The organism is Archangium lipolyticum (assembly GCF_024623785.1).
Classification (GTDB): Bacteria; Myxococcota; Myxococcia; order Myxococcales; family Myxococcaceae; genus Archangium; species Archangium lipolyticum.
The window spans coordinates 160,879-185,780 of sequence record NZ_JANKBZ010000024.1 but is presented as its reverse complement, the minus strand read 5'-3'; the positions used below and the strand labels follow the sequence as shown (position 1 = coordinate 185,780).

Annotated in this window: 19 protein-coding genes; 10 read left to right on the top strand and 9 right to left on the bottom strand. The window is 70.1% G+C overall.

The window, feature by feature from the left end:
• Window positions 1-402 precede the first annotated feature (402 nt).
• Window positions 403-1,122, top strand: a complete 720-nt coding sequence (locus tag NR810_RS37045) for a hypothetical protein (RefSeq protein WP_257459486.1) — start codon at window positions 403-405, stop codon at window positions 1,120-1,122.
• Between the two features lie 10 nt (window positions 1,123-1,132).
• Here NR810_RS37045 and NR810_RS37040 read toward each other — a convergent pair whose 3' ends face one another.
• Both NR810_RS37040 and NR810_RS37035 read right to left on the bottom strand, forming a co-directional pair.
• Window positions 1,133-2,977 (bottom strand): SWIM zinc finger family protein, encoded by a 1,845-nt coding sequence (locus NR810_RS37040; protein ID WP_257459484.1) that lies wholly within the window; start codon window positions 2,975-2,977, stop codon window positions 1,133-1,135.
• The gene (locus tag NR810_RS37035; protein WP_257459482.1) at window positions 2,974-9,435 is read right to left on the bottom strand and encodes a HEAT repeat domain-containing protein; all 6,462 of its coding nucleotides are present in this window, start codon (window positions 9,433-9,435) and stop codon (window positions 2,974-2,976) included. Before NR810_RS37035 ends, NR810_RS37040 begins: the two co-directional genes overlap by 4 nt.
• Before the next feature lie 333 nt (window positions 9,436-9,768).
• Here NR810_RS37035 and NR810_RS37030 point away from each other — a divergent pair, with 333 nt between their 5' ends.
• On the top strand, window positions 9,769-10,722 hold the full coding sequence (locus tag NR810_RS37030) for a hypothetical protein (RefSeq protein WP_257459480.1): 954 nt from the start codon (window positions 9,769-9,771) through the stop codon (window positions 10,720-10,722).
• Window positions 10,723-10,739: 17 nt separating this feature from the next.
• On the top strand, window positions 10,740-11,468 hold the full coding sequence (locus NR810_RS37025; RefSeq protein WP_257459478.1) for a hypothetical protein: 729 nt from the start codon (window positions 10,740-10,742) through the stop codon (window positions 11,466-11,468).
• A gap of 104 nt (window positions 11,469-11,572) precedes the next feature.
• On the opposite strand, the gene NR810_RS37020 is transcribed toward NR810_RS37025, so the two are convergent.
• Complete coding sequence (locus tag NR810_RS37020; protein ID WP_257459476.1) at window positions 11,573-11,923, bottom strand: hypothetical protein; 351 nt, start codon at window positions 11,921-11,923, stop codon at window positions 11,573-11,575.
• 129 nt (window positions 11,924-12,052) lie between these two features.
• On the opposite strand from NR810_RS37020, the gene NR810_RS37015 reads away from it, so the two are divergent.
• Both NR810_RS37015 and NR810_RS37010 read left to right on the top strand, forming a co-directional pair.
• Window positions 12,053-13,252, top strand: coding sequence for a hypothetical protein (locus NR810_RS37015; RefSeq protein WP_257459475.1), 1,200 nt, complete (start codon window positions 12,053-12,055; stop codon window positions 13,250-13,252).
• A gap of 17 nt (window positions 13,253-13,269) precedes the next feature.
• Window positions 13,270-13,998, top strand: a complete 729-nt coding sequence (locus tag NR810_RS37010) for a hypothetical protein (RefSeq protein ID WP_257459474.1) — start codon at window positions 13,270-13,272, stop codon at window positions 13,996-13,998.
• 4 nt (window positions 13,999-14,002) lie between these two features.
• Here NR810_RS37010 and NR810_RS37005 read toward each other — a convergent pair whose 3' ends face one another.
• Window positions 14,003-16,726, bottom strand: a complete 2,724-nt coding sequence (locus NR810_RS37005) for a hypothetical protein (RefSeq protein WP_257459473.1) — start codon at window positions 16,724-16,726, stop codon at window positions 14,003-14,005.
• Window positions 16,727-16,932: 206 nt separating this feature from the next.
• The gene (locus tag NR810_RS37000) at window positions 16,933-17,490 is read right to left on the bottom strand and encodes a Uma2 family endonuclease (RefSeq protein ID WP_257459472.1); all 558 of its coding nucleotides are present in this window, start codon (window positions 17,488-17,490) and stop codon (window positions 16,933-16,935) included.
• A gap of 295 nt (window positions 17,491-17,785) precedes the next feature.
• On the opposite strand from NR810_RS37000, the gene NR810_RS36995 reads away from it, so the two are divergent.
• The gene (locus tag NR810_RS36995) at window positions 17,786-18,778 is read left to right on the top strand and encodes an Rpn family recombination-promoting nuclease/putative transposase (RefSeq protein ID WP_257459471.1); all 993 of its coding nucleotides are present in this window, start codon (window positions 17,786-17,788) and stop codon (window positions 18,776-18,778) included.
• A gap of 176 nt (window positions 18,779-18,954) precedes the next feature.
• Here the strand turns inward: NR810_RS36995 and NR810_RS36990 are convergent, their stop codons facing one another.
• On the bottom strand, window positions 18,955-19,296 hold the full coding sequence (locus NR810_RS36990) for a hypothetical protein (RefSeq protein WP_257459470.1): 342 nt from the start codon (window positions 19,294-19,296) through the stop codon (window positions 18,955-18,957).
• Between the two features lie 409 nt (window positions 19,297-19,705).
• On the opposite strand from NR810_RS36990, the gene NR810_RS36985 reads away from it, so the two are divergent.
• Window positions 19,706-19,990: a thioredoxin domain-containing protein gene (locus tag NR810_RS36985; protein ID WP_257459469.1), complete on the top strand. Its 285-nt coding sequence runs from the start codon at window positions 19,706-19,708 to the stop codon at window positions 19,988-19,990.
• Window positions 19,991-20,099: 109 nt separating this feature from the next.
• Window positions 20,100-21,635 (top strand): flavin monoamine oxidase family protein, encoded by a 1,536-nt coding sequence (locus NR810_RS36980; protein ID WP_257459468.1) that lies wholly within the window; start codon window positions 20,100-20,102, stop codon window positions 21,633-21,635.
• Here the strand turns inward: NR810_RS36980 and NR810_RS36975 are convergent.
• The gene (locus NR810_RS36975; protein WP_257459467.1) at window positions 21,562-22,137 is read right to left on the bottom strand and encodes an Hsp20/alpha crystallin family protein; all 576 of its coding nucleotides are present in this window, start codon (window positions 22,135-22,137) and stop codon (window positions 21,562-21,564) included. The genes NR810_RS36980 and NR810_RS36975 overlap by 74 nt on opposite strands.
• 233 nt (window positions 22,138-22,370) lie before the next feature.
• On the opposite strand from NR810_RS36975, the gene NR810_RS36970 reads away from it, so the two are divergent.
• Both NR810_RS36970 and NR810_RS36965 read left to right on the top strand, forming a co-directional pair.
• Window positions 22,371-22,940: a hypothetical protein gene (locus NR810_RS36970; RefSeq protein ID WP_257459465.1), complete on the top strand. Its 570-nt coding sequence runs from the start codon at window positions 22,371-22,373 to the stop codon at window positions 22,938-22,940.
• A gap of 114 nt (window positions 22,941-23,054) precedes the next feature.
• The gene (locus NR810_RS36965; RefSeq protein WP_257459463.1) at window positions 23,055-23,438 is read left to right on the top strand and encodes a hypothetical protein; all 384 of its coding nucleotides are present in this window, start codon (window positions 23,055-23,057) and stop codon (window positions 23,436-23,438) included.
• Between the two features lie 55 nt (window positions 23,439-23,493).
• On the opposite strand, the gene NR810_RS36960 is transcribed toward NR810_RS36965, so the two are convergent.
• Both NR810_RS36960 and NR810_RS36955 read right to left on the bottom strand, forming a co-directional pair.
• A complete protein-coding gene (locus NR810_RS36960; protein WP_257459462.1) occupies window positions 23,494-23,844 on the bottom strand; it encodes a hypothetical protein in 351 nt (116 codons plus the stop codon).
• Between the two features lie 188 nt (window positions 23,845-24,032).
• On the bottom strand, window positions 24,033-24,794 hold the full coding sequence (locus NR810_RS36955) for a hypothetical protein (protein ID WP_257459461.1): 762 nt from the start codon (window positions 24,792-24,794) through the stop codon (window positions 24,033-24,035).
• Between the last annotated feature and the right edge of the window lie 108 nt (window positions 24,795-24,902).

The following is a 24,902-nucleotide window of genomic DNA, read 5'->3' as shown; positions in this document are numbered from 1 at the left end:
GGCCTAGACCCCTCTACCGGGAGAGAGCCAAGAACAGGCTACCTTGCGGAGAGTGTCCTGCATTGCTTCCAGAGCGGCGCAGCGCCGCTCCCGCGCTCGAGGCGCCGAGGCTGATGCGGTTTAGGACCTCTCTCGACCACTCGCGCTACCTGGCGCGTCTGCCGTGCTTCGTCGCGTCGCCCCTCCTGTTGGGATTTCTACACCATCCCGTGGACGGAAGACACGTTTGTCTTTCTCGGGGTTGAGGGGCCCTGACATTCCTGTCGTGCTCCGAGGCTTCGCCGGAGACCTCATCCCCCGGGGCGCCGCTCGAACCACGGAGTGTCGGCCCGTTCTGGCGCGGATGTTGCTCAGCGCCCCAGCCAAACGCGATTCAAGCGGGGGAAACACGTGAAGGCTGTGATGAAGTCGTGGTGGTCGATGATGGTGGTCTTGAGCTCGGGAGTCCTCGGCTGCTCGACGATGCGGATGGCGGTGCCGGAGGAGCTTCAGCAGCAGCAGGTGATGGAGTGGCCGGTGGGGCGCAACGTGCCCCTGTTCGGCCAGGGGACGTTGAGCTTCGGCCCCTACGGCGCGCGGAAGTACGGAAGGGGTTGGTCCTCGACGACCTCGTTGTCGATTGGCCCGGCGACGGTCTACGAGGGCAGCGAGCCCTACGAGTTCCAGCTCCATGCCGAGGATGCGGCCCCCCGGCCGGTGGCGTGTCAGAGCCTGTTGAAGGGACACGACGTCGACCTGAGCTTCATGCTGGACGGGCTGTCGGCGGGAGCGGCGGAGCGGCGGCTCGTCTGTGACATCGGCGCGGAGGGGAAGCTGGCGCTGGCGGAGCTGCCGGCCTACGCGGATCCGTACTCCACCAAGGTGGTGGGCAGGCTGCGGATGGGGGGCGTGAACCTGGACGTCGAATCCACGCACAGGACCCAGCAGGGGGCGAGGATCCTGTTCGCGGGCTTCGAGATCCGTCACGAGCAGCGGACGGTGGCGGCCGTGCAGACCATCAACGGCGGCCACGTCTGGATGGCGGGCGACCTCGCTCCCGAGGTGCGCGCGGGAGTGGCGATGGTGGCCTCCAGTGTCCTGCTGCACGGGCACTGGAATGGCGGGGCCGATTCCCGCCCCTGAGGGCCGCCGGCTACACCGCTCCGCCCGCGGAGTCGATGAAGCCCTCGGCCGCGAGTGACTCGAGGCGCGCGAAGTAGGCCGTGCGCGCCTCTCCGTCCGTGTCGAACCACAGCCGCTGGTGGCGCTGCTCGCCCAGGCGCGGGCCCCACTCCACCGACACGAGCTTGCCATCCAGGGACACCCGGTACACCTGCTCCTGGCCCGACTCGTCGCGCCGCACGTACGCGCGCGTCTCCGCGCGGATGAGCGCCCGGCCCTTCGGCGTCTGCCGCAGGGCCTCCTCCTGCGCCCGCTGCCGCGCGTACGCGAGCCTCAAGGCGATCATGTGCTCGCACGGCCCCTCGCGCAGTCCCGAGCGCCGGTAGTGCGGACACCCGCAGCTCGCCTCGCGCACCCGGCCCTCCAGGTCCAGGAGGAAGCCCGGGAAGAAGCTGCGCACCGCCTCGCGGTCCACCACCTCGCCGGACAGCCGCGTGCCCACGCCCACCACCTCGTGCACCTTGGTGAGCTTCACCTCGCCCGCACCCGGGCCGCCGTCGCCCAGCAGCCGGTGCGCCCGCTCCTCGCGCTCGTTGCCGTAGCGGATGACGGCCTCGTCCACCGGCGTGGAGAGCAGCTCGCGCGGCCGGTACGTCCCCTTGGCGATGTCATAGAGGACACGCCCGCGCAGGCACTCGAGCTGCAACGCCCCGCGCACCGCGTCCTTCGGCGCGTCCGTGCCCGAGGACAGGGCCTCGAAGGAGAGCGGGCCCTCCTTGCGCAGCCGGTCGCGCAGCTTCTCCGCGAGCCCTTCCGGCACCTCGCGCGGCATGAGCGCATCGAAGGCCGCCGCGCTGGACCAGCCGCTCTCCGTCCAGCCGGTGAGGGCCAGCGTCAGCGTCGCCGGGCCCAGGTCGATGACCCAGAACACCGGCAGGCCCGGCCCGAGCATCTGCACGCGCACGCCCTGCGCATGCGGCAACAGGCGCGCGAGGGCCGCCAGCCGCTGCCGCCCGAAGGTGCGCACCACCGCGGGCGCGCTGCCCTGGTACTTCGGCCCGTGGCACTCCAGCACCAGCTCCCAGGGCTCCAGCACGAGCCTCGGCTGCGCGCCGGGGACGAGCTCGAAGCGCAGCGCGCGCGGCGCCTTCTTCGCCTTCCGGGTGCGCAGGGCGAAGAGCAGGTTGTACAAATCGATGGCCGCCAGGGAGCAGGTGCTCGCGGGCAGCGTGGCGGCGGACTGCACCTGGAGGAAGCCGCGCAGCCAGGCGTGGGGCACCTCCACGTTGCGCGCGGCGCGGGCCTCGGCGGTGCGCGAGGGCAGCGCCACATGCGCCTCCAGCGACACCGGCACGTAGGTGCGCAGCCGGTCCACCTTGGCCAGCAGGTCTCCCGGCACGTCCAGGAAGGTGGAGCCGTGCGCGGCCTCGCGGCCCTCGAAGAGGGAGTTGTCGAAGGACAGGCGCGCGTAGGCGCTCTCGTCGCGGGAGAACACCTCCAGCGACACCTGGTCGGGGTCGACGGTGAGCACGGGGTCCAACACCGCGTCCGCCTTCTCCTCTCCCTCCAGGGACTGCTCCAGGAAGGCCTTCTGTGCCTCCCAGATTTGAGCGGTGGCGCGCTTGCCCTGCTTCATCAGGTACGCGAGGTACGCGGTGCGATCCTTGCCCCGGTAGCGCAAGTCGCTGGCGAGGATGCCGAGGGTGGCGGCGAGCGCGTCGCGGAAGAGGGCGGGCTCGCGCACCCGGCCGCGCACGCCCACGGTGCCCCGGGAACCCTCCAGGGCCAGCAGGACGCGCGAGGCGTTGGCGCCAGCGTCCACGTCACTCGCGGTGGCGTAACGCAGCTCGACGGCGTGGTGGGTGGCGGTGCTCACGACGGGGTTCCTTCCTTCCGGGCGCGCTCGGCGGCGCGGAGTGCACGTTTGTGGGCGCGGTAGGCGGCCTTCCGCAGCTCCACGGATTGCGACTTGTCGAAGGCCTGGGCGCGCAGCACTTCCGCCGCCTCGCTTCCGCCCAGCCGGCCCAGCGCGGCCCAGACATCCTGCCGCACCGTCTCGTCCTTGTGCGTGGCCAGCGGGCGCAGCGGCTCCAGCGCCTTGTCGGCCAGCAGCTCGGGCAGCGCGAGGCGCCGGGCCTCGTCCGTGGCGAGCTGCTTCGGCGTGCGCACCGCCACGCCCGTGGGGCCCATGGCCACCGGGTCGAACGGTTGCAACGCCAGCGCCCACTCGGCGGCGCGCTCGGGGGCGATGCGGGCCAGCGCCGCGGCGGCGGCCTCGCGCACCTCGGCGCTCGCGTCGGACAGCGCGGCCTTCAGGGCCTCGGGGGCCGTGTTCAACCGGCCGAGCGCCCGGGCCGCCTCGAGCCGCACCCCGGCGGGGGCCTTGGCCTCACCGCCCTGGAGGATGTCCTTCGCGGCCTTGGCCAGCTCGGCCACTTCGAGGCGCGAGCCCGCCCAGAGCAGCCGCTCCCAGGCGCTGGCCAGGGGGGCCCGCTTGGGGTTGGGCGTGGAGGCCCACTCGGTCGCGGTGCGGCGCTCGGCGGCGGTGATGGCGCGGCCCAGCGTGGCGCCGTCCTCCTTGGACCAGGCGCGCGAGGACTCCTGCTCGCCCGTGCGCGCGCCCACCAGCCACGCCGCTTCCTCGCGTGCCGAGGGCTTCTCGTGGCCGAGCAGCGACGCGAGCGCTCCGGCGGGCAGCGACACGCGCCGCACCAGCCCGCGACGCAGCCGCTGCCTCAGCTCCTCCTTGTCCAGCGTGGCCAGCCGGGGCAGGAGCTGCATCGGATCCGCCTCGGTGGAGAGGTAGCTGGCGGCGGGCTCGGAGATGTCCTCCTGGTCGCTCGTGACGGCGAGGAACTCCACCCGGACGCGGTCCTTGGGGAACAGCGCGTCGAGCGCCTTGCGCGCCGCCATGCGCAGGTCGTCATCCCAATCGTTCAGCGCGGAGGCCAGCGCGCCCTCGGCCGCGGTGTCTCCGAGCTTGCCCAGTTCCTGGGCGGCGATGGTGCGCACCTCGTTGTCGGTGCCCTCGTCGCGCAGCAGCGTCTCCAGCCGCGAGCGCGCCCGCTCTCCGCCGATGAAGCGCAGGCCCCGGACGCCGGCCATCTGCAGCTCGCTGTCCCTGGCCTCCATCGCGGCGAGCTCCACCTTCTCCTCGGCGCGGCGCCGGTCCTCGCCCTCGGGCAGCTTCGGGGCGAGCCGGCCCAGGCCCTCGAGGGCCGCGGCCACCATGCTCGTCTCCACGGGGGCCTCGGCCGTACCACCGGCCGCCACCTGCTCCAGCTCGGACAGGGCTCGCGCGTCACCCAGCGTGCCCAGGGCCAGCAGGGCGCGCTCGCGGTCTCCCTCCTCGCCCGCGCGCACGTACAGCAGCAGCGGGCGCAGGGCGCTCGTGAGGCCCCGCGAGGCCACGCCCTCGGCGGCGGGCAGCATCAGCTCGCGGGCACCGCCGCGCAGCACCTCCTCGAGTGGCTCCACCTTCGCGCCCTTGTTCATGACGCGCGAGGCGTAGCGGGCCACGGACTCCATGCGCACCGTCACGTCCCGGTCCGCGAAGAGGCCCGCGAGCAGCTCGTCCTGGCCCACGTCGTCACCGGGCTCCAGCTCGGTGGCGGCGGCCTTGCGCACCACGGGGTCCGGGTTGCGCACGGCCGCGCGCAGGAAGCGCACCGCCAGTGCCGCGTCCCGCTTGCGCTCGCCCTTCTCGTCCTTCTCGGGCGGAGTGGCCACGTCCATGGCGGCGCTCACGCAGGCCAGGCGCACGGGGTGCTCGGTGTCGTCGAGCTGCTGTGCCAGGGCGTCGAGGGCCTCGGTCCGGCGCGTGCGGCCGAGGGCCTTCACCAGGGCGAGGCGCTCGGTCATCTCCGTCGCGGTGCGCAGCCGGGCGGCGAGCGCTCCCACGGCCCTGGCCGAGCCGAGCCGGGCGAGGGCGTCCTGCGCGCGCTTCACCACGCTGGCGTTCTCCGAGCGCAGGAAGGCGGCGAGCACGTCCACGGCGCGATCATCCTGGCGCCAGGCGAGCAGCTCGGCGGCGCGCAGACGGAGGTCCTCGTGCTCGCTGCCAGCGGCGCGGCCGAGGGCCTCGGTGACGCGCGAGTCATTGGCCCCGGCGAGGCGCTCGATGACACCCACGCGCAGGTCGGCGTGCTCGCTGCCGAGCGCGGCCAGCAGGGGCTCCAGGCTGCCTGGAGGGCTGAGGCGCTCGAGCAGCTCGAAGGCGTACTTGCGCACGTCGGCCAGGGGCGAGTTGAGCGCGGCGGTGACGCGGCCCTTGGAGGACTCGCCCCGGGCGGCGAGCTCGTCCAGGGCGGCGCGAGCCACGTCTGGAGACAGGGAGGCCAGGGCGAGCGACAGCGGCTCGTCGGAGCCGGCGGGGTACAGCTCCTTGAGTCCGGCGAGGGCCGCCTTGCGCACCAGCTGGTGCGGATCCTCCAGGGCGCGCAGCAGGGCGGCCACGGCGGCGGGAGTACCGGCATGGCCCTCCTGGGTGAGCTTCACCACGCGGTCCACGGCATCGCGGCGGACGCGGTGGCCCTCGTCGTCACCGGAGGACACCTGCCGCAACAGGCCCACGTAGGCACCGAAGGCGAGCCGGCGCAGGTGCTGCTTCTCGGCGGAGACGAGCGCCTCGGCGGAGGGCTCGGCGGCCTTGCCGGTGCCGGTGGAGAAGAGGCGGCGCAGCCAGTTGCGCGCGGGCTTCTCCTCCACGGGGCGGGCCTGGGCCACGGGCGACGTCTCGGGCTTCCAGGGGGCCTCGAGCGAGCGCGGGCGGGCCACCTTCGAGGCCTCGCGGAAGTAGTCGAGCGGCTTGTGGCGCAGTTGCAGCACCTGGGCGGCGGCGTAGCGCTGCTCGGGCACGTCGCTGGCCAGCGCCTCGGCGAGCCCCACCATGCGGCGGGCGCGCTCGTCCTCGGCGGGCCAGTCCTTCATGTCTCCGGCCTTCTCGGGACGGGGCGGTTGCAGCACCTCCACCAGGTGGGCGTGGGCGGCTTCCGTCTCGGTGCGCAGCTCCAGCGCGCGGGCGGCGGCGTAGCGCACCTCGGGGCGGGCGCTGGACAGGGCGCTGGTGAGCAGGTCGGGCGGCTCGCCCCGGCGCGAGGCGCGCAGGTCACGGGCGAGGATGATGGCGAAGACGGTCTCCTGTACCTCGCGGGCCCTGTCCTCCAGGCCGTGCAGCAGGCCGCTGTCCCCGTCCGGGCCGAGCGCCGCGAAGGAGAGGATGGCGCCGATGCGGATGGGCTGATGCTCGTGGCGCAGGTTGCCGGTGAGGACGGGCAGGGCGCGCGTGTCGCCGAGGCGCGACAGGCCATCCGCGGCCCACGAGCGCACGGCGACATCCGCGTGCCCGAGCGCGTCCAGCAGGTAGCCTTCGTCCCCCCGGCGGCTGGCGGTGGCGAGGCCGCGGGCGCCCTGCTCGCGCACCTCGCTGGCCTCGTCCTTGAGGAGGGTGGTGGCGAAGAAGGACAGCAGCCGGCGCGAGCCGAGCGTGGCCAGGGCGGTCGCCGCGCGGTGGCGCAGCGGGGCGAGGAAGGCCGGGGGCCAGATGCGCTGGAGCTCCTTGTCGGTGAGGAGGTTGCGCATCGGCTCGATGATGTCCTCGGCGCCGCGGGCGGCGAGCAGCTCGGCCGCGCGGACCTTGAGGGGCAGCTCGCTGGAGCCGAGCCCCGCGAGCAGCGGGCCGTTCTCGGTCTTGACGAGCGTGTCGAGCGCCTCGATGGCGGCGAGGTACACCTGGGGCTCCTCGGACAGCAGCAGCTTGAGGAGCGGCGAGCGCATGGCCTCGGCGGGGGCCTGGGTGGAGTTCTTCGCGGCCAGGGCGCGCAGGGGGGCGTGCGCGGTGTCGAAGGCGGCGAGGTGCGGCTCGGCCTTCTCCTTGCCCACGTGCTTCACCCAGGCCTCATAGGCGGCCTGGGCCACGCCGGCGTCGCGATCGCCCACGGTCTTCTTCAGCCGCTCGAGCGCCCAGTCCTCCTTGATACGGGCGGCGAGCTCGTCCACGGCGCGGCGGCGGAGGTCCGGGAAGCGGCCGGCCAGCGCACGGTCCAGGGCCTCCTGGGGGTTCTTCTCGTTCCAGGCCCAGAGGGTGCGGAAGGCCTCGTCGCGGACCTTGGCGGACTCGTCCTCGAGCGCATCGCCGAGCAGGTGCACGGAGGCTTCCGAGCGCTTGCCCGGGAGCTTCACGAGCCGGTCGAGGCCGCGGACGCGCACGTCCTCGAAGGCCGAGCGGAGGGCGGCCTCGGCGCTGGACAGGGGCGCCTCGGTGTCGAGCGTCACCACGGCGTCGAGGGCGGTGGCGCGCACGTCGGCGTTCTCGTCATCCAGCATCCACACGAGGCGCTCGCGGGCGCGGGAGTCCTGGAGGGCGCGGAGGGCGTCGGCGGCCTGGCGGCGGATGGAGGCGTCGGCCTCGCGGGAGAGCTGCAACAGCGCGCCAAGGGCCCGGGCATCCCCGAGCTGCGCGAGCCCCCGGGCACCCCGCACGGCGGTGTCGGGAGTGCGGCAGGCCATGGCGGCGAGCAGCGGCTCCAGGCTGGCCTCGGAGAGGGGCTCGCCGGCCTTGCCGGTGGCGGGGAGGGCGTCGCGGGCGGCACGGGCCTCGTCGTCGGTGGGCCGCACGCGGCGGGTGAGACGCCGGGCGATGTCGAGGGCGGCGCGGGCGAAGTCCTCGTCCTTCTCCTCCAGCACGTGGGCGAGAGGACGGCGCTCCAGCACGCGCACGGTGAAGGCCACGCGGCGCACGTCGGCATCCGCGTCATCGAGGGCGCGGGCCACGAGGGGCTGCAATTGGGGCGAGCCCAACCAACCCGCGCCCGCGGCGCGGATGAGCACCTCGGAGCGGAGGTGTGCGGGGCCGCGCTCGAAGGCGGTCTTCAGCGGCTCGGTGCTGCCCTTGGGGGACACCTGCACCAGCACGTCGAGCGCGGTGATGCCGACGGTGGCATCCGGGTCGGTCAGCTTGCTGGCGATGAGGCCCGGCACCAGCGGCGAGGCTCCCCCGAGCGAGGCCAGTCCGCGCAGGCCGGCGATGCGCGTGTCGGGGTAGCGAGAGTCCAGCGCGGCGCGCGGGGCGGCCAGCGGGGACTCCTTCTCCAGCGTGTGGAGGGCCCCGAGCGCGGCGGCGCGTACGAGCGTGTTGTCGTCATCCAGCCGCTCGCGGAGCTTCGCGCGGGCGCCGACGCGGCCATGCTTGCCGAGTTCCTCGGCGGCGAGCTTGCGCACCTCGTGCTCGCGATCGGCGGAGAGCACGGAGAGGACGAAGTCGAGCGCCTCGGGTTCGTCGAGGGCGGCGGCCTCGCGCACGGCGGCCTCGCGCTTGGGTCGGTTGCCCTTGCGAGCCTCCTCCAGCAGGTCGAAGCCGTGGGCGTAGGAGGTGGCACCGGCGGTGGGCTTGCCCTCGGTGTCCAGCTCGAAGCGGCGCACGGTGCGGTCCTCGCCGCCCGCGAAGACGGAGCCGAGCTGCACCTTGGCCTGCCGCGCGCTCACCGGCGGGGCGAAGGCGAGGGCGTGCACGGGCTTGCTGCCGCAGTCCAGCGTGCGCGGCTTGCGGCGCTCGTCCAGGCGCCAGACCTTCACCTTGCCATCGTCGCCGGAGGAGAAGATGCGGTCGGCGGCCTCCTCGCCGCGCTCGGGAGTGGGCGTGGGAGGGAAGAAGAGGGCGAGCACGGCGCCGGCATGGCCGGAGTCCTTGTCGCCGCGCACCTCGTGTTCGACGGCGCCGACGAGGTACCAGATGCGCAACTTGCCATCGTCGCCCGCGGACACGAGGCGTCCGTCGCGAGGGGTGAAGGCGAGTGCCCGCACCGCGCCCTCGTGACCGGGCATGTCGCGGCGGGCCCCGTTGGCGAGGGTGAAGGAGCGGACCACGGAGTCATCACCGGCGCACGCGGCGTAGGTGCCGGAGGGGTCCACGGCGACGGCTCGCAGGGGCTGGGGCGAGGCCTGCCACTCGTGCACGCGCTTGCCCTTGTCGAGCTCCCAGGCGCGCAGGGCGCCATCGAGGCCCACGGTGAAGGCGCGGGTTCCGTCCGGAGTCACGGCGACGGCGGTGCAGGCGCCGCGGTGGGCATCCTTCAGCTCGCGCTGCACGGCCCCGTCACCGAGCGCCCCGATGCGCACGGCACCATCCGCGCAGGCGGCGACCCAGCTCTCGCCGGCGAGGGCGAGCCCCAGGACGGCGGCGGGCAGCTCCACGCTCCAGGCCACCTTGTTGGTGGAGGACTCGTAGGCGGTGAGGCGGCTGTTGGCGGAGGCGCGAGCCCCTCCGACGAGCAGCAGGCGTGCATTGGCCGCGAGCGCGCGGACCTTCTCGTAATTGCCGATGGCGGTTGAAGCCATACGTCGGAATCCTCCAGACGGAGGGGTTTAGCACAGCGCTTCATTTTTCCGTGCCTTTCCGGCACCGTGGCCCGCGTGCGACCCACCGTCGGTTGGCTCCATCGGTTGAGCGGGCTCGCGCTCCTGTTGTTGCTCACGGGGTGCGCCGCGCGGCCCTCCTCGATGGTCCCTCGGTGGTACGGGCAGGCTCGAACCATCGAGATTGACTTCGAGGCTCCCTCGCCTCGACAGGCAGAGGAACTGCGCCACAGAGGCATCCAACTGCCCCGGGTCTCTTCGGGGACCGCCGATCCACGTGCGCACCGAGACTTCGTTGAACTCCGGGTTACGGCCGTGGGCTTTGGCCTCACCGCGGGCGGTTATCTCCTCTACTGCGAGGGGTTGCCGCTACCCGTCTTCGTCCCGGAGTCCCATGTCGACCTGGGAGTGACGAGCGCCGAGCCGCTCCACGCCTCCATCTACCCGGACCGGGACACCGCGCTGGCGGACCTGGTGGCCAGCGACTCGGAAGCAGGGCACCCGAGGTACGCCTGGTACCGGGGGGCGGGTGGGGCGCTCATCGTGCCCACCCTCTTCTCTCCGGCCACCACCCCACGCATCGCCCGGACGATGCTCGAGGTGCGCGCGCACCTGGCACAGACGACCCAGCATGAGCTGAAAGTGCTGTTGTTGTCCTTGACAGGCACGAAGGTCCTTCAGGGCGTCTTCTCACGTGTGCTGCGAGTGGGCTCGGAGCCGGAGCTCCGTCCGCTTCCGAGGCAGGAGGGTCCTGGCCGTCAGGCTCCTGCATCACGCCCACCTGCGGAGCGCTCCGCTCCAACCGCCCCCGAACCTGCCCCCGCCCCGCCAGCACCTCCTGCTCCGGTACCGGGCGCACTGGCGCCATCGCCGAGCCTGGTTCAGGCGCTCTCGGGCGGCAATCCGACGCCCAGCGTGGTCCCTGGCCCGCGACTGCCTCGGGATGCCGCGGTCAAGCCAACAGTCCCTGGGGTGAAGCCACTGCAGCGGCCCGTTGGCTCCAGTTCCACCCAGAATGCGCAGGTTCGGGCGGACATCCAATACCTGCGAGACAAGGGCGCCACGAACATCCGGGTGAACCAACAGCAGCTCACGTACAACAACGGCCAACGCGTCGGAGTCAACCGGCCGGACCTGCAGTTCGACTATCGAGGCCGCCACTACCATGTGGAGTACGATACTCCCATGTCGGGTCGCGGCCCCGGTCACCAGTCGCGTATCACCTCCAATGATCCGGACGCAGCGGTTATCCTCCTGATCGTCCCCTGAAGCATGAGACTCACCGGATGAGCGACGACCTGAACGAACTGCTCCTGGGGGACCGCTGGGCACCGGTCACTTCAGACATGGGCTTCCTGGAGACCGATGCGGAGCGCGCTGCCCGTGCCCTCTCGTCATGGCAGGGAGGGCTCTTGGCGTCGGAGGGCGTCACCGTGGATGTACGGCCGGTGGCGGGCTCCCTGGAACATGTTCTCTCCTCCCTGCTGCCCCTGAGCGGTGGGGAGAAGCGGCGGCACCTCTTCATTCCGACACGCAGTGACTGGACGGCATACTTCGACAGTGGGTACCGAGGTACCGATGCCGTGAGCGCCATGTCCTACCTGGCCCAGCAGCTGGGCTGCCGGGGCATGCGTGTGGGCGCGGTCCCCCATACCCTTCGCAATGACAAAGGGCGCTACGGCATCGTCGCGCTGGAGGTGTACGGCCCACGGCAGACGGACTGGCTCAACTATCTGCGCACCCTGTATGCCATGAACGATGGAGGCCGGTGGGTCTTCGGCCAATCCGGGGAGCCCTTCCCGTTCGAGAGGTTGGAGCGGTACCAGGCGCGCAAGGTGCGGGACCGCTTCACCTTCGAGATGCTCGAGGAGTACCTGCACCATCTGGGGCTATCCCCCTTCCAGGAGGACTTCTACCTGCCCGAGGGCGCTCCCGCCTGGCTGGTGGAGAAAACAGGATCCTTCGTCTCCGCTCAGAAGGAGTACACCCTCGCCCAGGCCCGCGAGCATTTCTGACGCCTGACATGCCGCCTGCGGCGGTGTCCGGCCGAGCGTAGCTCGTGTTCTCTGACGAATGAAGGAGGTGGTCCGACAGCGCTCTGCCTGGACTACCGGGTCATTCAGAAGCCTTGGATTGTCTTCAAATCCTTCGTGAACCAGAGCGCCATTGCTTCCACGTCATCAAGGAATGCGCGAACGTGCTCCCCTGGTGCGAAAGGGAGCAGGACGGCGATGTTGGTCGTTGCTTTCTTTGGGAGTTGACGTCGGTAGTCAAGTAGTTGACCCACCGCAAGGCGGACATCGGCGATCTCGGTCGTGCTCTTCACTTCAATGAGCAGATCACGCCCTTCCCGGTGATTTCGAACGAGTGCATCGAAGCGGCAGCTTTGGAGGCGTCCCTCCTCAACCGTGACGAACCGCGCAGTGTCATGATGACGCGCGTACCAGTAGCGCTCGACGATGAATTCCATGGCGGGTTCCGGCGAGGGCGAAGTGGCGCACATCTTCGAGTAGCGGCGGGGGCGGACAGGCCCGCTTGACGGTGGAGTCCGGGTGCAGGTGGATTCCTCTTTCTATCCCTGTCCGGCATCGTGGCCTCTATGCGCCTCACCGTCGGTTGGCTCCATGGGTTGAGCGGGCTCGCGCTCTTGTTGTTGCTCACGGGGTGCGCCGCGCGGCCCTCCTCGATGGTTCCTCGGTGGTACGGGCAGGCTCGAACCGTCGAGATTGACTTCGAGGCTCCCTCGCCTCGGCAGGTGGAGGAACTGCGCCGCGGCGGAGTCCAACTGCCCCGGGTCTCCGAGCGGACGGCCGATCCACGCACGCATCGAGACTTCGTCGATCTCCGGGTCACGGCCGTGGGCTTTGGCCTCACCGCGGGCGGCTATCTCCTCTACTGCGAGGGGTTGCCGCAGCCCGTCTTCGTCCCGGAGTCCCATGTCGACCTGGGAATGACGAGCGCCGAGCCGCTCCACGCCTCCATCTACCCGGACCGGGACACCGCGCTGGCGGACCTGTCGGCCAGCGACTCGGAGGTAGGGCACCCGAGATACGTCTGGTACCGGGGAGCGGGTGGAGCGCTCATCGTGCCCACCCTCTTCTCTCCGGCCACCACCCCGCGCATCGCCCGGACGATGCTCGAGGTGCGCACGCACCTGGCACAGACAACCCAGCATGAGCTGAAGGTGCTGTTGTTGACCTTGACGGGAACGAAGGTCCTTCAAGGCTTTTTCTCACGTGTACTGCGGGTGGGCTCGGAGCCGGAGCTTCGTCCGCTCTCCAGGCAGGAGGCACCCGGCCGCCAGGCCCCGGCATCGCGCCCACCCGCAGAGCGAGCCGCTCCAGAACCTGCCCCCGCCTCAGGAACACCCGCTCCGGTGCCGGGTTCACCCGCGCCATCGCCTGGGCTGGTCCAGGTGCTCGCTGGCAACAACCCGGCACCGTCGGTGGCCACTGGCGCACGCCTGCCTCAGGATGTCGCAGTCAGTCCGAGGGTGCCCAGGGCGCGTCAGACGACTCGTCCCATTGGCTCCAGCCCGAGCCAGAACGCACAACTCCAAGCGGACATCGAATACCTGGAGAACATAGGCGCCAAGAACGTTCGGGTGAACCAACAGCAGGTCACAGTGCGCAACGGCCAGCGCGTGGGAACCAATCGACCGGACCTGCAGTTCGACTATAACGGCCGCCGCTACCATGTGGAGTACGACACGCCTACATCGGGCCGTGGCCCCGGGCACCAGTCGCGCATCACGTCCAACGACCCGGATGCGGAAACCATCCTGCTGATCGTGCCCTGATGGGAGAGGCTCACCTGATGACCGATGACATGAAGGGACTGCTCCTGGATGATCGCTGGGCGCCTGTCACGTCGGAGATGGGATTCCTGGAAACCGATGCGGAGCATGCCGCCCGCGCCTTCGCGGCGTGGCAGGCAGGGCTGCTGGTGCCTCGTGGCATCGCCGTGGAGGTGCGCCCGGTTTCGGGCACCCTGGAGCAGACCCTCTCCGCCTTGCTGCCGCTGACCAGTCCGGAGACACGGCGGGATCTCTTCATTCCGACACGCAGCCCCTGGGCGGCATACGTCGAAAATGGGTGGGGGGGGACCGATGCCGCGAGCGTCATGGCCTACATGGCCCGGACGCTGGGCTGCCGGGCCCTGCGTGTTGTCGCCGTGCCCAACACCATCCGGAAGGACAAGGGCCGCTATGGTGCCGTGATGCTCGCGATGTACGGCCCACACCGGACGGCCTGGCTCAACTCCGTGCGGGCCGTGAGCGCGCTCAATGACGGTGGCCGCTGGGTCTTCGACCAGTTCGGTGAACCCTTCCCCTTCGAGAAGCTGGATCGGTACCAGGCGCGCAAGGTGCGGGACCGCTTCACCTTCGACATGCTCGAGGAGTACCTGCACCACCTGGGGCTGTCCCCCTTCCAGGAGGACTTCTACCTGCCCCAGCGCTCTCAGGCCTGGCTGGTGGAGAAAACAGGATCCTTCGTCTCCGCTCAGAAGGAGTACACCCTCGCCCAGGCCCGCGAGCACTTCTGAGACGTCAGAATCCTCCGAGCTCCACGCCGGGGTGCGCGGCGCGCAGCCTCACCAGCGAGGCCAGGCAGCTCTGCCACTCGCCCTTGGCCAGCGAGCCGGTGAACTCACCGAGCACGGGGGCCACGACGCGGGCGAAGCTCTCGTCTTCCAACCCCAAATCCCTCACCAGCTCGATGACCCGGCGCTTGGCCTCGCTGGCCGAGACCCGCCGGACCACGTTGCCCTCGCGGGCCTCCTTGGAGCGCCCCGGGGGCAGTCCGAAGAGCATGCGGCGCAGGAAGGAGCGCAGGGCCTCCACGTTGGCGAAGCGCTCGGTGGTGCCCACGGGGGACTCCGTGGCACCCGACGGCTTCCAGCCCTCGGGCAGATGCAGGGGCCTGTGCTTCTCCCAGAGGAGGCGGATGGCGAAGAGACCCACTTCGCGGTCGGCGCTCTCCATGAGCCAGGCGAGCCGCTCGGGGCCACCCAGGCGCGCGTAGTGGCGGCGGATGAGCTCCACGGCCACCTCGCGGGTGGAGCGCTTGGTGCTCTCGGTGAGGGTGAAGACCTTCACCGGATCCAACTCCTCGGGGGTGAGGGTGCGGCGCTTGTCGGCGCCCTCCTCGCCCGCGTCCAGCAGGGCGTCATAGGCGAGGTTGCGCACTTCCTTGGCGTTGGCCTCGGCGAGCTCGTACACGCGGGTGTGCCAGCCCCAGGCGCGCAGCTCGACGCGCGTCACGGCGAGGGCGAACTGGCGCACGTCGTCGCGGGCGTCGAAGAGGGCGGACCAGAGGCGCTCGGGAGTGTACGCGTTGCGAGGCGCCCTGGGCTTGAGCTGGTAGGACTTGGACTCGGGCTGCTCGGGGCCGATGACGGGGTGGTGGCAGCGCAGATACGTCTGGGCGAAGGCGCGCACGGGGGCGGGCTGCTTCGCGCCGAGCGCCAGGTCGAAGAGGCGCTCGAGGCCCGCGCTGGCGTCACCGGACTCGCTGAAGTCGGCGGGCGCCACGTTCTCCAGCAGGTAGCGGTGGGCGAACTCGTGCAGCGTGGGGTCCGCGCGCCGGGCGAGTGCCAGCAACCACGCGATGCCCACGTCGCGCGGGGCGAAGAGCTTGCGGTTGCCGAGCAGCTTGAGCGCCACCTCGCGGAACTTCGCGTTGAAGACGAGCCCCTTCACGCGCTCCACATCGAGGCCGGGCAGCGAGTCCGCCTCGGTGAGCCAGTCGGAGACCGTATCGCCGAAGCTGGGGTGGATGGAGCGGTCGAGCAACCAGTCGGCGCCGATGTCGGCGGGCTTGAAGGCCCCGAGGGATTCGAGCGCGAGCTCCTCCACGTCGCTGCCGTAGTCCTCCAGGCGCGAGTCATCGAGGAGGGCCTTCCAGAAGGCGGGGGGCAGCTCGCCCTTGCCGTACTTGGACTTGAGGTACTTCGAGGCCCACTCGAGCTGCTCCTGCTGGCCGAAGAGCAGGTCGAAGAGGAACTTCTGGGTGAGCTCGGCGCGGTCGAAGCTCTGCTCGAGGGCCTTGGAGGCGAACTTCGCGGTCTGCTTGTGGACGAGGAGCCGGCCGAGGAAATCGGGGCCGAGCTCGCGCGGGTTGCGCTTCTCGAGCACGGCGGCGGCGAAGGCCTTCACGTCGGAGGGATCCTGGTCGAGCAGCTCGGCGAGACGCTCGGCGGGGAGGTCCTGGGCGTGGGCGCGGGCGTACTCGATGGCGTAGGCGCGGGCCTTGTTGCTCTCGGAGACGAGCAGGGCGAGCACGGCCTCGTGGAGCCCGAGGGCGCGCAGCTTGCCCTGGTGGAACTCGGGGGAGCCCTGGAGGGTGTCGACGAGGAACTCGTGGGCGCTGGCGAGGGGACGGCGGGCGAGCCGGTCGAGCCAGGCGGGGGTGACGTTGTCGCGGAGGGTGTTGGGGAAGTCCTTGCGCAGAGCCTGGATGGCGAAGCGGGCGGCGGGGTCGGACTGGCAGGTGTCGAGCAGCCGCATGAGCGTGTCGGGCGAGCGCTTCCACGCGTCGGTGAAGGCGCGCTTCTTCACCATGTCGCTGGGGGGCTCGATGGAGAAGGTATCGGCGGAGTAGCCGTGCGTCTCATGGGCCCAGATGTGGTGGGCGACCCAGCACGCGCGCCAGGAGGTATCGGGCTCGTAGTGGCGGAGGACCTCGACGGCGAACTGGGGGTAGAGCTCGGGGACGGAGTGGCCGAGCTGGCGCAGGTAGCGCCAGGCGCGGCGCTGGAGGTAGGTGAGGGTGCCCTTGGAGACGTCGCGGGAGCGGTAGCGCTCGGAGCGCTCGGTGTCGAAGCGCCAGGCGAGGACGCCGAACATCTCGGCGTCGTGGTTCTGCTCGGCGAGCTTGTAGATGCGCTTGAGGCCGCCCCAGAGGCCGAAGCGGAGCTCGGCCTTGCGAGCGAGCTGGAAGAGGGCGGCGCGGGAGGCGCTGGTGTTGCGCTCGTAGAGGGCGACGAGGAGGTCCGCGAGGGCGAAGCGGGAGGGGAGGGGGACGTCCTTCTGGGCGAGGAAGCGCTGCCAGGCGTCGCGAGCGCCGGAGTGGCGGGCCTCGGCGCTGCGGCGGGACTGGGCCTGGGAGAGGAGGGAGCGGAGCCCGTCGAAGGTGAGGGCGCCCTGGGGCAGCTTGTCGGGAACCTTGTCGGGCTGCTCGAGGAAGGCCAGCACGGCCTCCGCCAGGTCGGGCGCCTCGGCCCGTGACAACCGCTCCAGGTCCGCTGTGGTCAGCTCGTCGCTCGTGGCCATCGGGTCGACGATCTACCACAGGTGAACAGTCGGAGGGCGCGGGTGAAACGACGGGAAGTGCCGCGGAGGGGCGGATGGGAGCTTGACGGCGGAGTCCGGGTGGGCGGGTGCTTCAGCCCTGGCTCTGGGGTGGAGGGGGCGCCAGCGAATCTGGATGATCGGTGCGGAGCAGCCCGGGTCAATGTGGGCCGCGCAGGTGTTCAGGGTCACCGCTCCCAGAGCGTGGCGAGCTTCAACGGGAGCACCGTGAAGGGCTCGGCGTGCACGGTGACTCCTCCGCTCCAGTGGCCCTGCCGGGTCCAGCGCCGACCCTCCAGCCGGTAGATCTCCAATGACCGCTGGAGGGGATCCACCAACCACAGGTGGCTCACGCCTTCGCGTGCATAGGCCTTCATCTTCTTTTCCCGGTCCAGCACCGCCGTGGAGGGCGAGAGCACCTCGCACACCCAATCGGGGGCCAGGGTGAAGGCCGCCGTGTGCGGCATCTCTGGCATGCGCTCCCTGCGCCAGCCCGCCAGGTCTGGCACCAGGGCGTCATCTCCGAGGTGCAACTCGGGCTCGTCCACGATGAGCCAGCCACCGGGTCCTCCTTCGCCCAGGTCGAAGGGTCCTCCCAACAGCATCCCAAGTCGAGATGCGGCTCGACCATGGGGCGAGGCCGGGCGAGGGCTCACGTACAACTCGCCATCGACGATCTCCCCCACGCAGTTGGGAGGGACGGTCTCCAGGTCTTCGTAGGTGGCCCTGCGCTTCGACCCGCTCATGCCCGGATCAACAATCTAGACCTGACCTGTGAAGTGGGCAACGCTGACCCAATACCCAAAGTCATCGGTGCGAAGTCCCCTGGCTGAGGTTCATCGCCGGGCGCGTGCTGTCGAGGTCGATGCGTGGGGTCCAGTCGGTGGACTGTGGGACGGGTTTGGAGCGGATGTAGAAGGGGGAGAGAGGAGGCACTCGCATGACGGCCGCAATCCCTTCAACCGTGAGCGCGGGGGCGGTGTCTGAGGAGAGCCAGGCCGGCGGGAGGATTGGCTCGCCACGTGCTTGGGGCCACGTGTCATGTCCGGACCCCATGACCTCCTCGCCCGCTACACCTTCAGCCACCCAGAGCGGGCCGCGGCCGAGCTCCGTGCCGTTCTCCCCGCGCATGTCGTCTCCGAGGTGGACTGGGCGTCCCTGCGGCGGGAGTCCGGCTCCGTCGTGGATCCGGAGCTGAGGGAGACCGAAAGCGACCTGCTCTTCTCGGCGCGTCTGCGCACGGGCCAGCCGCTGCTCTTCTACGTGCTGCTGGAGCACCAGTCGACGGTGGACGGGTGGATGGCGCTGAGAATGTTGCGCTACGTGGTGCGCCTGGTGGAGCACTGGCGCCAGCAGCACCCGGAGAGCGCCGTGCTCCCCGTCATCCTCCCCCTGGTCATGTATCACGGGCCGGAGGGGGCCTGGACGGCACCGCGCCGGGTGGAGGACCTCTTCGACCTGCCGGAAGGAGAGGAGGAAGGGGCACGGTGGCGGGCGCTGGTGCCGCGTTTCGAATACCTGCTCGATGATCTGACAGCCGAGCGCGCGGAGGCCTTGATGGCGCGTCCCGGTCCACCCCTGGCCCGGCTGGTCCTGCTCGTGCTGCGCTACGGGCGCACCGGGGAACTGGCTGGGAGATTGCCGGATTGGACGGCGCTCATGGCCCAGGTGTTGGCAAGCCCCAACGGACAGGAGGAACTGGTCATGGTCGTGCGCTATCTCCTCCTGGTCGGGGACAGGTCGGTGCGTGGAGCAACGGAGCAGGTGCTACATTCGGTTCTGGGTAGGCAACGCGCGGAGGAACTGATGCGCAGCTATGGCGAGGAGCTCATCGAGCAGGGCCGCCAACGGGGGCGGGTGGAAGCACAGGCGCAGAGTATTGTCCGCATTCTCGCCGCTCGGGGCGTGCACGTCGACGACGAGGCCCGGCAACGCATCCTCACCTGCACGGACCTGGACACGCTCGACCGCTGGTTCGAACGGGCCCTGCACGCCAGCACCCTCTCCGATGTCCTGGAGAACATGGCCCAGTAGGGGGCTCCGTGGTCCGGAGGTGTGCCTGCTGAGGAAGGGGCTCAAGCTGTTTGACGGTGGAGCAGCTCATCTCGGACACCGTCGATTTCGTGAAGATGCTGCGCGAGCGGTTCGGTGTCGAGAAGGTCTATCTGGTGGGGCACTCGTCCTGAACCTGCCCAAGGGGTTGTCGCTCCCTACTCGCGCCGGAACCAATCGTATGCGCCAAAGTCGGCTCGTGCTGGATCCTTGAAGTCCGTCCACCTGTACACCCAGAGGTATTCGGGGGTGCCGGGCGACAGCCTGGCGGTGACGTATTTCTTCGCGTAGCCATGATCATAGACGGCGTAGATGGATCCATTTCCGAGGCGCTTCGCGCCGACCTCCTTCCAGTCGCAATTGTTGGGATGGCATCTCCCCCAGACGTGGACATACCAGGGCGGCCCCGGTGGATACGGCTGGCCATTGAGGACCTGGTCCTGACACACGAATCGCAGCTGGATACGGGCGATGCCACGCGTGTTGGGGTCCGTATTCACCCAATGACCCTCTTCCTTCGGCTGCACACAAAGCGCATGCGCCGGTGCGGCGAGTGCAATTGGACCCACGATGAGCGCTCCCAGAAGCAACCCGCGCATCGACACTCGACTGAGCGATCTTCCCATGGAACTCCGTCCTTTCCTCTGCCGCTCGCCCGTGGGCGAACGGAGGTCTTGATCCAGAGAGAAGGAGTGCGCCCCTCGCGGATGCGACACGGGAGGGGATTGCACCCTCCTGTGCCGGGGTCGTGGTAGGCATCACCTTTACTTCCGAGGTTCTTTGGGCCTCGCCGCTGGGACGTGGTCCTCGGCTGCCTGCTGCCCGGGGGACGAAGCGGACCCGGCTTGTGTGCTTCCTCCCTGGTCGTTACAGCCGCTTGCCGGGAACCAGGCGAGGAGACCCAACGACGTGGCACAGCCCAGGGAAGTCCAGCCGAAGTGGGAAGGGCTGGTGTTCGTCTGCCGCAAGTGCATGAAGCGCGCGGGGGCGGAGGAGTTGCGGAGCACGCTGAAGGAGGAGCTGGGCCGGGGCGTGCGCGTCGTCCGCAGCAGTTGTCTGAAGCTGTGCCCCAAGGGCCGCGTCTGTGTGGTGGTGGGTGGCGGTGAGCGCATGCGCTGCTTCCTCGTCGATCCCCAGGAGGATGTGGACGCACTCGTCCGCACGATCTCCGACGCGCTCGACGGCTCGTCATGAGCCCATCACTCATCATTGTTCACGAGTACCCGTTCAGGGCGTTCGACGCGACCCGGCGGCGCTCATTCCGTCTATGATTTCCGATGCGAAGTCTCGACGGGGGCGCGACATGACGAAGAGAAGGGTTGGGCTCTCGTGCCTGTTGTTGGTGGTGGTTCTCGCCATCCAGTCGTGTTCGGGCAAGAACCACGAAGTCCCCCCGACGCCGACACGGGACGCTCCCGTCGTCATCGTCGGCGCGGGTCTGACGGGGCTGACCGTGGCCCATGAGTTGAACAAGGCGGGGATCGGCTCGCTGCTCGTCGAGGCCGCTCCGCGCCTGGGCGGCCGCGTCCAGACGATCTCCTTCTCCGACGGCGCCACCGCCGAGGCTCACATGGAGGAGTTCTTCGAGCGCAGCCCCGCGGTGACGCTGCTGCGGGAGCTCGACCTCCAATTGAGCGAGGACGTCGCACACTCGTCCGTGCGGCTCGATGGGCAGATTCTTCCCTACCAGGGGGAGGGGGCGCGCGATACGTACCTCGCGGGCATCTTCAACGAAGAGGAGCGCGCGGCGTTCCTCCGGTGGAACGACAAGGCCTGGAGCCTCTACTCCCAGCTCCACGCCAGCCATGAAGCGGGAACGCCGCTGCCGCAGGAGCTGGCCGCGCTCATGCACATCAACTTCGCGGAGTTCATCGCCCGCGAGGGACTTCCGCACAAGGTCAGCGAGTGGATCCGCGTCACGCTGGAGCCCGAGATCGCCATCGAGTGGGACAAGATCTCCGCGCTCGACGGCCTCGACGAGATGCGTCTCTTCCTGGATTCACCGCAGGGGTTCGGCGAGAAGAACTACCACGTCCTCGGCGGCAACACGCGCTTCACCGAGGCGCTCGCCGCCCGCCTGCGTTCCGGCCAGCTCATGACCCAGGCCCGCGTCACCGCCATCGAGCAGTCGGACTCGGGCGTGAGGTTGCGGGTCCTCCAGGATGACCGCCGGTTCATCGACATCACCGGGCGGATGGTGGTGGTCACCGTGCCGGTCCACCACCTGGGGAGGATCCAGTTCTTGCCTCCGCTCAGCCGCGAGAAGTGGCAGGCCATCCAGACGACGAGGATGGGGAGCTACGTCAAGGTGCACTTCCGCGTCGCCCCCCAGGCCTCCTCGTTGTGGGAGGTGAACGGCGAGAACGTCTTGACGCTGCTCTCGGACTCACCAGCCGGCAGCATCTACGACGTGACGGAGCTCCAGGAGAACCAGCAGGAGCCTCGGGACCACGTCCTCACCCTGCTCCTGCACGCCCGGTTCGCGCGCGATGTCATGAACCTGCCGGTCGACGAGATGCGCGAGAAGAGCGCTGAAGCCCTCGACAATCTCTTCCCGGGCGTCCGTCAGCACATCCGCTCCGCGGAGATCTTCGTGTACCCGCAGGCGGTGGCCTACTGGCCCTTGGATCTCGGGCGCTCCCGCTTCGATGAGCTCGCGAACGAGCTGCGCCGTCCCCAGGGCCGCCTCTACATCGGAGGCGACACGACGGAGAACAGCCACTCCGAAGGGGCCGTCATCGCCGGGCTTCGGATCGCGCGGCAGATCATCGAACGCCGGGGCGAACTACAGGAGCCCGGTTTGACCCGGAGCGCCCCCGCCCCACGAGCCACTCCTTGAGCCGCCGCCAGAAGCCGGGGCGCTCCTCCTTCCGAGTGGAGAGGGTGCCCAGGTCCAGCGTGCGCACGGGCCGCGGAGTCCCGTCCCACCAGGCCCGCACGGGTATGGCCCGGCGCCGGGCGGCCTCCGCCTTCGGGAGCACCACCGTGAGGATGCCATGGCGCAGTGTCGCCTCGGCCTTCGTGGTGTCCACACCCGCGGGCAGCGTGAGGCAGCGGTTCACCTGCTCCACACTCCCGCCGTACGCGTGCGTGCGCCGGCGCAGGGCGTGGACGGTGAGCACCTGGCCCTCGGCTCGGACCTCGATGTCCTGAGCCTCATACCCTGGCAGCGCGAGGCTCACACGGAGCTCGCCCGCGGCGTCCTCGACCTCGAAGTCCCGCAGGAAGCCCGCGAGGCTGCTCCATCCGTCATGGGCGGGCACGAAGTCCCGCCAGGGCCAGAAGGCCGAAGTGCGGACCAGGGGAAACGTCGAAACATGGCGCGTGATGATGGTTGGCACGAGGGAACCTCCTTTCCCAGACTCCTCGCTCGGGCGCTGTTGGAGTAACGCGGCCTGGATGACGCGCAAGGCCCACCTCCCACCGTGGGGCAGGCATGCCCCGGGCGCCCACCTCGGGCCCCAGCAGGTGCCCGCCTGGCTGGCTGCCGCGCGGCTGGACGCGGGCTCGGACCCCGCGAGGCTTGTTCCGGCTCCACCGGAGTCCTCACCTTGGCGGAAGGAGGGCGTCCTGGATGAAGAGTGAACGGCTGTCGTGGGCTCTCGGGTGGGCGAGCCTGGGTATTGGGGTGACGGAGCTGACGTTCCCGGAGCGCATCTGCCGCGTCCTGGGGGCACGCGGGCGCTCCGGGCTGGTGCGGGGGTTCGGGCTTCGCGAGCTCGCCTGCGGCGTGGGGCTGCTCCTCCAACCGCATCGGCGCGAATGGGTCTGGGCGCGCGTCGCGGGGGATGCGTTGGACCTCGCGCTCCTGGCGGTGTCCTTCCGGCTCCCTCGCGCGAACAGGGCCTGGCAGGCGGCCATCACCGCCTCGGTCGTCGGGGTCACCCTCGTGGACCTCTATGCCGCCGTGAAGCACGGCGCTCCCGCGCTTCGTTCCGGTGCCGTGACTCCGTCGCTCGGGATGGATGTGGGCAGCGGCGCCCCCGCCGAGAGCTGGCGCGGAAGTGGTCTGGCCGAGGACGTGGGCGCTCCCCCGCACCACGGTGAAGACAGCGCACCCGATGAGGTGAAGCAGCGCATGATGCGGGAGGCGGCACGGGAGCTCGGGCTGCCGGAGCGCGACGAGCGCGGCACACCGCACTGAGCGCCTCGGAAGGGAGCCCGCACGGGCAGTGAAGGCTTTGCTAGGGTTGCCTTTCGCCCGTGGCGGCCGCGCATGACCTCGCGGCGTCAACGGTGCCGAAAGGAGAGCCGTTCGATGTCCGTCCTCAAGCGCAGTCTGCTCCGTGGTGCGTTGATGCTCCTCCTCCCCCTGGGCGCGGCCTCGGCCAGCGAGCCGATCTGCTCCGCCAGCGGGGACGCCTCCTTCTCCAGCTCCAGAACGAATGAGGCGGACTCCGCACGGGCGTCGTATCTCTGCCATGCGTCTTTCTGTGAGACCGATCAGGACTGTGTGAACGCCTGTCCCTCTGCCCCCTCCGCGGCCTGCGTCGATTACGTGTGCCAGTACTCGACCTCGGGAGGTGGAGGAGGCGGCGGCGGTGGCCCGCTCTGCCATGCGCAGTTCTGCGATGACGATTCGCAGTGCGAGTGCAACGGCGTGCGGGGCTACTGCGGCACGGACTGGACCTGCCATTTCTGAGCGGCCACGACGGCCCGCCCATCAACGTGATGGGCGGGTACGCGCGGGGCTCAGCTCACTGCACGCAGCGGAAGCTCACGATGCACTTGTTGCTGTCGTAGACCGGCTTGATGGTGCCGTTGGGGCAGAAGTTGTCGGCCGGGGGCACCAGGATGGGGCAGCTGGGGGCCACGATGGCGGCCGCCGTCCGGATGCACTCGTAGCCGACGATGCACTTGCCGTCGTAGACCGCCTTGATGGTGCCGTCCTCGCAGAAGCCCGGCCCCGGAGGCGACAGCTGCGGACAGATGATCGCCGACGTCTGGCTCCCGAGCTCCGCCACGTTCTCCGTGGCCGAATCCTCCACGCCGCAGCCGGCCAGCGCCGCCATGCAGAACATCCCCGCGATGCGTCCAAGAAGCTTCATCAAATGTTTCTCCGCTGTGGGCCCGTCCATCGGGCTCGCATGTGTCTACGCGCTCGGTCTGACACGTGCAATCCGCATCTGTCTGGCTTTCCGGTCCTATCAGCCAGACATGCGATGAACGGCTCCCTCTCCCACTGGGTGCGCGGACGTCCCGGACAGCGCGTATGGCTGGACGCGCGGGCGGGGTCTCAGGGCGAGGTGGCGGAGGTCTTCGTGGGGCCGCTGGCGGGCACCAGGTTGGAGTAGCGCGCGGTGATGCGCAGGTGCTTCTTGTAGAAGAGCAGGCCGCCCTCGGCGTCCACGTGGAGGGTGTCGAGCACCTGCCCCACGCCGGGCCAGGTGCGGAAGTCCATGCGGACGTCGACGCGGTGGGCCATGTTCGGCAGCTCCGTGGGGCTGTAGTTCAGGCGGACGAGCTGGCCGGTGGACGGGTCCACGAGCGCCTCGCCCTTGTGGACGTAGGGGGCCTTGTCGGCGCGGGGCTCGAAGCGCAGGCGCAGCCGGCTGGGGTCCTTCGGGTCCGGGCCCGCCAGCGAGAAGCGGTGCTGCGCCAGGTAGGAGGAGGCGAAGGGGAGGTTGACGGAGTTGAACTCCGCGCGGCCCTGGCCCTTGCGCTGGCGCTCCTCCAGGTCCTTGCGCATGGCCTCGGTGGTGTCCTGGCCATCCTTGCGGGCCTGGAGGATTTCACGGTGCTGCTGGCCGTCCCTCACCCGGACACGGTCCACCCGCTCCTGCGAGTGCTTCACGTTGCCGTCCCCGTCCAGCTCCTCGACGCGCAGCGTGATGGTCATCTCCTCCACCTTGCCGGCGAACAGGTCCTCCATGCCCCATGTCGTCTCGCCGAGTTTCCGGGCGAGCGTCTCGGCATCCACGGGGGGAGGGGAACCCTCCTGTGCCTGAACGGGTCGGCAGAAGAGCAGGAGACTCACCAGGGTGAGTGCACGAAACATGCGGGGGCTCCTGGACGGGGCCGCGGCGCGCGGCGGGGGGCGGGAAGATGCACCATGCCGCGCGCGGGAGGAAGTGCTCAGTCCACTCCCTCGGATTCCAAGGATCCG

Coding starts and splice junctions, on each gene's coding strand:
- NR810_RS36960 (WP_257459462.1), bottom strand. CDS start 23,844: ATGAAGCTTCTTGGACGCATCGCGGGGATGTTCTGCATGGCGGCGCTG.
- NR810_RS36965 (WP_257459463.1), top strand. CDS start 23,055: ATGTCCGTCCTCAAGCGCAGTCTGCTCCGTGGTGCGTTGATGCTCCTC.
- NR810_RS36970 (WP_257459465.1), top strand. CDS start 22,371: ATGAAGAGTGAACGGCTGTCGTGGGCTCTCGGGTGGGCGAGCCTGGGT.
- NR810_RS37000 (WP_257459472.1), bottom strand. CDS start 17,490: ATGAGCGGGTCGAAGCGCAGGGCCACCTACGAAGACCTGGAGACCGTC.
- NR810_RS36955 (WP_257459461.1), bottom strand. CDS start 24,794: ATGTTTCGTGCACTCACCCTGGTGAGTCTCCTGCTCTTCTGCCGACCC.
- NR810_RS37005 (WP_257459473.1), bottom strand. CDS start 16,726: ATGGCCACGAGCGACGAGCTGACCACAGCGGACCTGGAGCGGTTGTCA.
- NR810_RS37010 (WP_257459474.1), top strand. CDS start 13,270: ATGACCGATGACATGAAGGGACTGCTCCTGGATGATCGCTGGGCGCCT.
- NR810_RS36980 (WP_257459468.1), top strand. CDS start 20,100: ATGACGAAGAGAAGGGTTGGGCTCTCGTGCCTGTTGTTGGTGGTGGTT.
- NR810_RS37015 (WP_257459475.1), top strand. CDS start 12,053: ATGCGCCTCACCGTCGGTTGGCTCCATGGGTTGAGCGGGCTCGCGCTC.
- NR810_RS37020 (WP_257459476.1), bottom strand. CDS start 11,923: ATGGAATTCATCGTCGAGCGCTACTGGTACGCGCGTCATCATGACACT.
- NR810_RS36995 (WP_257459471.1), top strand. CDS start 17,786: ATGTCCGGACCCCATGACCTCCTCGCCCGCTACACCTTCAGCCACCCA.
- NR810_RS37045 (WP_257459486.1), top strand. CDS start 403: ATGAAGTCGTGGTGGTCGATGATGGTGGTCTTGAGCTCGGGAGTCCTC.
- NR810_RS37025 (WP_257459478.1), top strand. CDS start 10,740: ATGAGCGACGACCTGAACGAACTGCTCCTGGGGGACCGCTGGGCACCG.
- NR810_RS37035 (WP_257459482.1), bottom strand. CDS start 9,435: ATGGCTTCAACCGCCATCGGCAATTACGAGAAGGTCCGCGCGCTCGCG.